At 65.7% G+C, this 5,102-nt stretch carries 8 protein-coding genes; all 8 read left to right on the top strand.

What is annotated here, in order from left to right:
- On the top strand, positions 1-202 hold a 202-nt coding region (locus VMX79_09440; GenBank protein HUV87324.1), incomplete at its 5' end, for a hypothetical protein.
- A gap of 10 nt (positions 203-212) precedes the next feature.
- Positions 213-422, top strand: a complete 210-nt coding sequence (locus VMX79_09435) for a hypothetical protein (protein HUV87323.1) — start codon at positions 213-215, stop codon at positions 420-422.
- A gap of 28 nt (positions 423-450) precedes the next feature.
- Positions 451-1,449: a sodium:calcium antiporter gene (locus VMX79_09430; GenBank protein HUV87322.1), complete on the top strand. Its 999-nt coding sequence runs from the start codon at positions 451-453 to the stop codon at positions 1,447-1,449.
- Between the two features lie 63 nt (positions 1,450-1,512).
- Complete coding sequence (locus VMX79_09425; protein HUV87321.1) at positions 1,513-2,604, top strand: hypothetical protein; 1,092 nt, start codon at positions 1,513-1,515, stop codon at positions 2,602-2,604.
- Positions 2,605-2,609: 5 nt separating this feature from the next.
- Entirely contained in the window at positions 2,610-2,849 is a 240-nt protein-coding gene (locus VMX79_09420; protein ID HUV87320.1) for a hypothetical protein, read from the top strand.
- A 5-nt stretch (positions 2,850-2,854) separates the two neighbouring features.
- Positions 2,855-3,733: a nitroreductase family protein gene (locus VMX79_09415; protein ID HUV87319.1), complete on the top strand. Its 879-nt coding sequence runs from the start codon at positions 2,855-2,857 to the stop codon at positions 3,731-3,733.
- Positions 3,734-3,830: 97 nt separating this feature from the next.
- Positions 3,831-4,382: a DNA protection during starvation protein gene (gene dps, locus VMX79_09410; GenBank protein HUV87318.1), complete on the top strand. Its 552-nt coding sequence runs from the start codon at positions 3,831-3,833 to the stop codon at positions 4,380-4,382.
- Positions 4,383-4,466: 84 nt separating this feature from the next.
- On the top strand, positions 4,467-5,102 hold a 636-nt coding region (locus VMX79_09405; protein ID HUV87317.1), incomplete at its 3' end, for a ZIP family metal transporter.

Genomic DNA, 5,102 nt, shown 5'->3' with positions numbered 1-5,102 from the left:
CGACCTCCTGGTCGTCGGCGCGGCGTGGGTGGTTATGACCGTAGCCTTCGAGTTCCTCTTCGGCCACTACGTCGCGGGGCATCCGTGGCCTCGGCTGCTCGCCGACTACAACGTCCTCAAGGGACGCGTTTGGGCGCTGGTGCTACTCGCCGTATTTTTGGGGCCGCTGGTTATGGGCCCGTTGGCCAAACTCCGGAAATAAGAGTCGCGTAATGGAAGCCGCCGGTATTACGGATAAGGACCGCGCCCGGGCGCAGGAGTGCGTGGAGTGCCCGGTGTGCAGCCGCGCCCGCGAGAAGCAGCGGGGCCTGGCGTACTGGTTCGTAAAGAGAATAGAGGGCGGCATCTGCCCGTACTGCAAGGCGTACGAGAAGGTCTACGGCCGCAAGGCCCACGAGCCGGTGCCGGCCGAGGAGGCGTAGCCGGCCGCCGTCGACAGGGGAAGTAGCGTTGGTCGTTTGGTTGCAATTCACCGCCTGCACCGCGGTAATCGTCTACGCCGGCTCGAGGCTGTCGAAGTACGGCGACATCATCGCCGAGAAGACGGGCCTGGGCCGGCTGTGGGTCGGCGCGCTGCTCTTGGCCGCGGTGACGTCCTTGCCCGAGCTGGTGTCGGGCGTCGCGGCCGTCACCGTTTTCGACTTGCCCGACATCGCCGTCGGCGGCGTCCTCGGCAGCTGCATGTTTAACCTCCTCATCCTGTCGCTGGTCGACGCCATGACGGGGCGGAAGCCGATATATACCGGCGTGAACGAGGGCCACGTTATCTCCGCGGGCTTCGGCGTCCTGCTGTTGGGCTTGATCGCCGTCAACATATACCTGGGGGGTACGTTCCCGGCGGTCGGGTGGATATGCGTCTTCAGCTTCGTCTACTTCGCGCTGTACGTCGTCGCGATGCGCGTCTTATTCCTTTACAACAAGAGGCGCATCGCCGCGGTCGTCAGGGAGATGGCCGAGGAGCTACGCTACCGGGACGTGACGGCGAAGCGGGCGTACGCGCTGTACGCCGTGAACGCCGTCGTTATTGTGCTCGCCGCCGCCTACCTGCCGCACCTGGGCGAACGCATCGCCGCCATGACCGGCTTCGGCCAGACGTTCGTGGGGAGCTTCTTCATCGCGCTCTCGACGTCGCTGCCCGAGCTGGTCGTCACGGTGGCCGCGATTCGGCTGGGCGCGGTCGACCTGGCGCTGGGCAACCTCTTCGGCAGCAACCTCTTCAACATCGCGATATTAGCCGTCGAGGACTTCCTGTACTTCAAGGGGCCCCTTCTGGGCGCGGCGTCCGACGCCCACGTCGTGACGGCCGGCGTCGCGATAGCGATGACCGCCGCCGCCATCGTGGGCCTGACGTACCGGACCATCAAGCGCCCCTTCTTCCTGGCCTGGGACTCGATGGGCATCCTGGGGCTCTATTTCATGGGCCAGGTGATACTGTACGTATTGAAATAAATTCGGCTCGGGCCGGGCGCCGCCGCCGCCTCGAGCGTAACGGCTAACCGAGGAATCGCGCAATTGAACCGGAAGAAGTTGGTTAGGGCAGCCTTGGCCGCGTCGGTCGTCGTCGCGGCGCTGGCCTATTTTTTCGTCGTCGTCCCCCGCATTATATACGGCCCGGCCGGCGTAAACAGGAAGCTGGGGACCTTCTCGTTGGGCCGGGCGAGGTCTATCTCCTTGCGCGCGGTATTGGTGAAAACCGTCGCCCTCGATTTCGGCGACCTCGACGGCGCCGTCGTGGTGGACGTCGGGAAGGGGTGCGAGAACGTCTACCTCGAGCCGGCCTCGCTCCGGGCGTACGTCACCGACTGCTGGGGAAACGTTCATCTGGTCGACGGGCCGTCGCGTGAGGGGCTGCGGCTCGTGAAGTCGGCGAAGCTGGCCGACGGGAAGGCGTGCGGCATCGACCGGGGCCCCGGGGGATTTCTCTACGTCGCGGCGTGCGACGACTGGCTCGGCCGCGGCGGCGGAATATACCGGGTGGATAGCGCGTTGGAGAGCGCGGAAAAAATCGCGGGCGACTACCCGGGCCTGAACGGCCTGACGCTGGACGGCCGCGGCAACCTTTACTTCGCCGTCAGCAACATGAGTTTCATAAACGGCGAGGGCGCGATTTATAAAATGAGGAGGAAGGCGGGCGGCGACTACCGCGAGGCCGAGGTGTTCATACCGAACCTGCGCTGCGTCGACGGTATGTTTTATGACGCCCGCGAAGGCCGGATATGTTTCACGGAGACGTTCAGCGGCGTGTCGACGTTCAGACCGGGTTTTATGGCCGTGACGTGCGTGTTGGGCAAGACGGCCGTCTTCGATTTCTGCGACGACTTGTGCACGGACGCGCGCGGCAATTATTGGCTCGCGGACCCGGGCGGCTTCCTGAAATGCTATGACGCCGAGGCGGGGGAGCTTACGAGGTACAAGGTAAACGGCTGCGGCAGGCCGTCGTCGTGTCGGATTCGCCTCGAGGACGGCGAAGAGGTTATTTACGTTACGGAGTTAAAACGGCGCGGCGGCCCGGCGTCGTCGTTATCCAGAAAATGCGACGGCCGCGGCGTCGTCGTAATTCCCCTCAAAGAGTTGACGAAGGCCGGCGAGGATAGGTCGACGTAGCCGCGATGGCGGACGAACCAGCCATCGCGGACGTCATAAGGGCGCGCTCGTCGTGGCGCAGCTACGACGGCAGGCCGTCGTCGTGTCGGATTCGCCTCGAGGACGGCGAGGAAGTTATATACGTAACCGAGTTAAAACGGCGCGGCGGCCCGGCGTCGTCGTTATCCAGAAAATGCGACGGCCGCGGCGTCGTCGTAATTCCGCTCAAAGAATTGACGAAGGCCGGCGAGGATAGGTCGACGTAGTCGCGATGGCGGGCGAACCGGCCATCGCGGACGTCATAAGGGCGCGCTCGTCGTGGCGCAGCTACGACGGCCGGCCCCTCGAGCCGGCGGACCGCGCGCGCCTCGAGGAGTTTACCGCCGCGCTCGAGGCCGGGCCGTTCGGCGGCGGCGTCCGCCTCCAGTTGGTGGAAGCCTCCGAGGGCGACCGCGCCGAACTCAAAGCGCTCGGGACGTACGGGATCGTCCGGGGCGCGCGGACGTTCCTCGCCGGCGCCGTCGGGCGGCGGCCTATGGATATGGAGGACTACGGCTACGCCTTCGAGCGCGCCGTCCTCCACGCCACGGCGCTGGGGCTCGGGACCTGCTGGCTCGGCGCGTCGTTCAACCGCTCCGGCTTCGCCCGGGCTATTAATTTAGGAAAAAACGAAATCCTGCCGGCGGTAAGCCCCGTCGGGTACGTCGCCGCGCGGCGGACGGCGGTGGACGGCGTGACGCGCTTCTTTGCGCGGTCCAAGAAGCGCAAGCCGTGGGGGGAGCTCTTCTTCGACGGCGTGTTCGGCAGGCCGCTAAGCCGCGAGGCCGCGGGCTCCTACGCCGACGTTTTGGAGATGGTGCGGCTGGGGCCCTCGGCCTCCAACCGCCAGCCGTGGCGCGTGGTGCGGGGCCCGGGCGACGTCTTCCACCTCTTCATACGCCGGACGCCCGGCTACAACAGCAAGCTCATCAACGCCCCCGGCGGCGACCTTCAGCGCTTGGATATGGGAATAGCGTGCTGCCATTTCGAGTTGACGGCCCGGGAGCTGCGCCTCGGGGGTAAATGGGAAGTGCTCGAGCCGCCGCCGTCGCTCGAACTTGCGGAGCGGGTGGAGTACGTGGGGAGTTGGTTAGCCGCAGCTCCGATTTAACCCTTGAAGCCGCCGCGGGTTTGAGCTATATTCCCGACGCTAAAAATAATATTGCTTAATTGGTACGGGGTTATTTGATTCGAAAGGGGGTGAATACGTGGCTAAAGTAACACGCGAGATGGTCGCGAAGGCCGGCGTCGACGTGGACGCGCTGGTGGAGTTGCTCGTCAAGAACGCCGCCGCCGAGCTGACGACGTATTACTATTACACCATCCTCCGCTGCAACCTCATCGGCCTCGACGGCGAGACCGTCAAGGAAATCGCCGAGGTCGCCCGCGTAGAGGACCGGAACCACTTCGAGGCGCTCATTCCCCGCATCTACGAACTGGGCGGCGCGCTCCCCCGCGACATGAAGGAGTTCCACGACGTGTCCGGCTGCCCGCCGGCCTATTTGACCAAAGAACCGCACGACGTCCAGGGGATATTGAAGGTATTGGTGGAAGCCGAAAGGTGCGCCGTCCGCCAGTACACCAACGTCTGCAACCTGACGGCGGGCAAGGACCACCGCACGTACGACCTGTCCCTCGCCATCCTCAACGAAGAGATCGAGCACGAATCCTGGTTCTCCGAGTTCCTGGGAGAAGGTCCTTCCGGGCACTTCATGCGGAGAGGCGATAGCTCGCCGTTCGTGTCCAAGTTCCTGAAGTAGGGACGCAACGTTGAAGGGGAGGCCCGGGCGGCGCCTGGGCCTCTCCGGCCCCGGCGGGGGGCGGGGGGGTAGGCGGGAATATATATGGACTTCGCCCGGGAGCTGCATCCCGTCCTCCAGGCGCTGGTCGCGACGTGCTTCACGTGGGCGGCGACCGCGCTCGGCGCGGCGGCCGTATTCACCGCGAGGACCGTGAACCGGCGCGTCCTCGACGGCATGTTGGGCTTCGCCGCCGGCGTCATGATCGCGGCCAGTTTCTGGTCGCTGTTGGCCCCGGCCATCGAGATGTCGGCGGGGGGACGGCTGCCGAGCTGGCTTCCGGCGGCGGCGGGCTTCCTCGCCGGCGGCCTTTTTTTGGCGGCCGTCGACCGGGTCCTCCCGCACCTCCACATCGGCTTCCACCAAGACGAGGCCGAGGGGATACAGACGAGCTGGCAGCGGAGCACGCTGCTCGTCCTAGCGATAACGCTGCACAACATCCCCGAGGGGTTGGCGGTGGGGGTGGCGTTCGGCGCGGCCGCGGCCGGGTTCCCCTACGCCACGTTCGGGGGCGCCGTTGCGCTGGCCGTCGGCATCGCCATCCAGAATTTCCCGGAAGGGCTCGCGGTCTCGATGCCGCTGCGGCGCGAGGGTATGAGCCGCCTCAGGAGCTTCTGGTACGGCCAGCTCTCCGCGGTGGTGGAGCCGATGGCGGCGGTGGCGGGGGCGGCGGCGGTCTTC

It is taken from the genome of bacterium (genome assembly GCA_035529855.1).
Classification (GTDB): domain Bacteria; phylum RBG-13-66-14; class B26-G2; order WVWN01; family WVWN01; genus WVWN01.
Note: the sequence above shows the minus strand (reverse complement) of the source record. Positions and strands in the feature narration are given on the sequence as shown.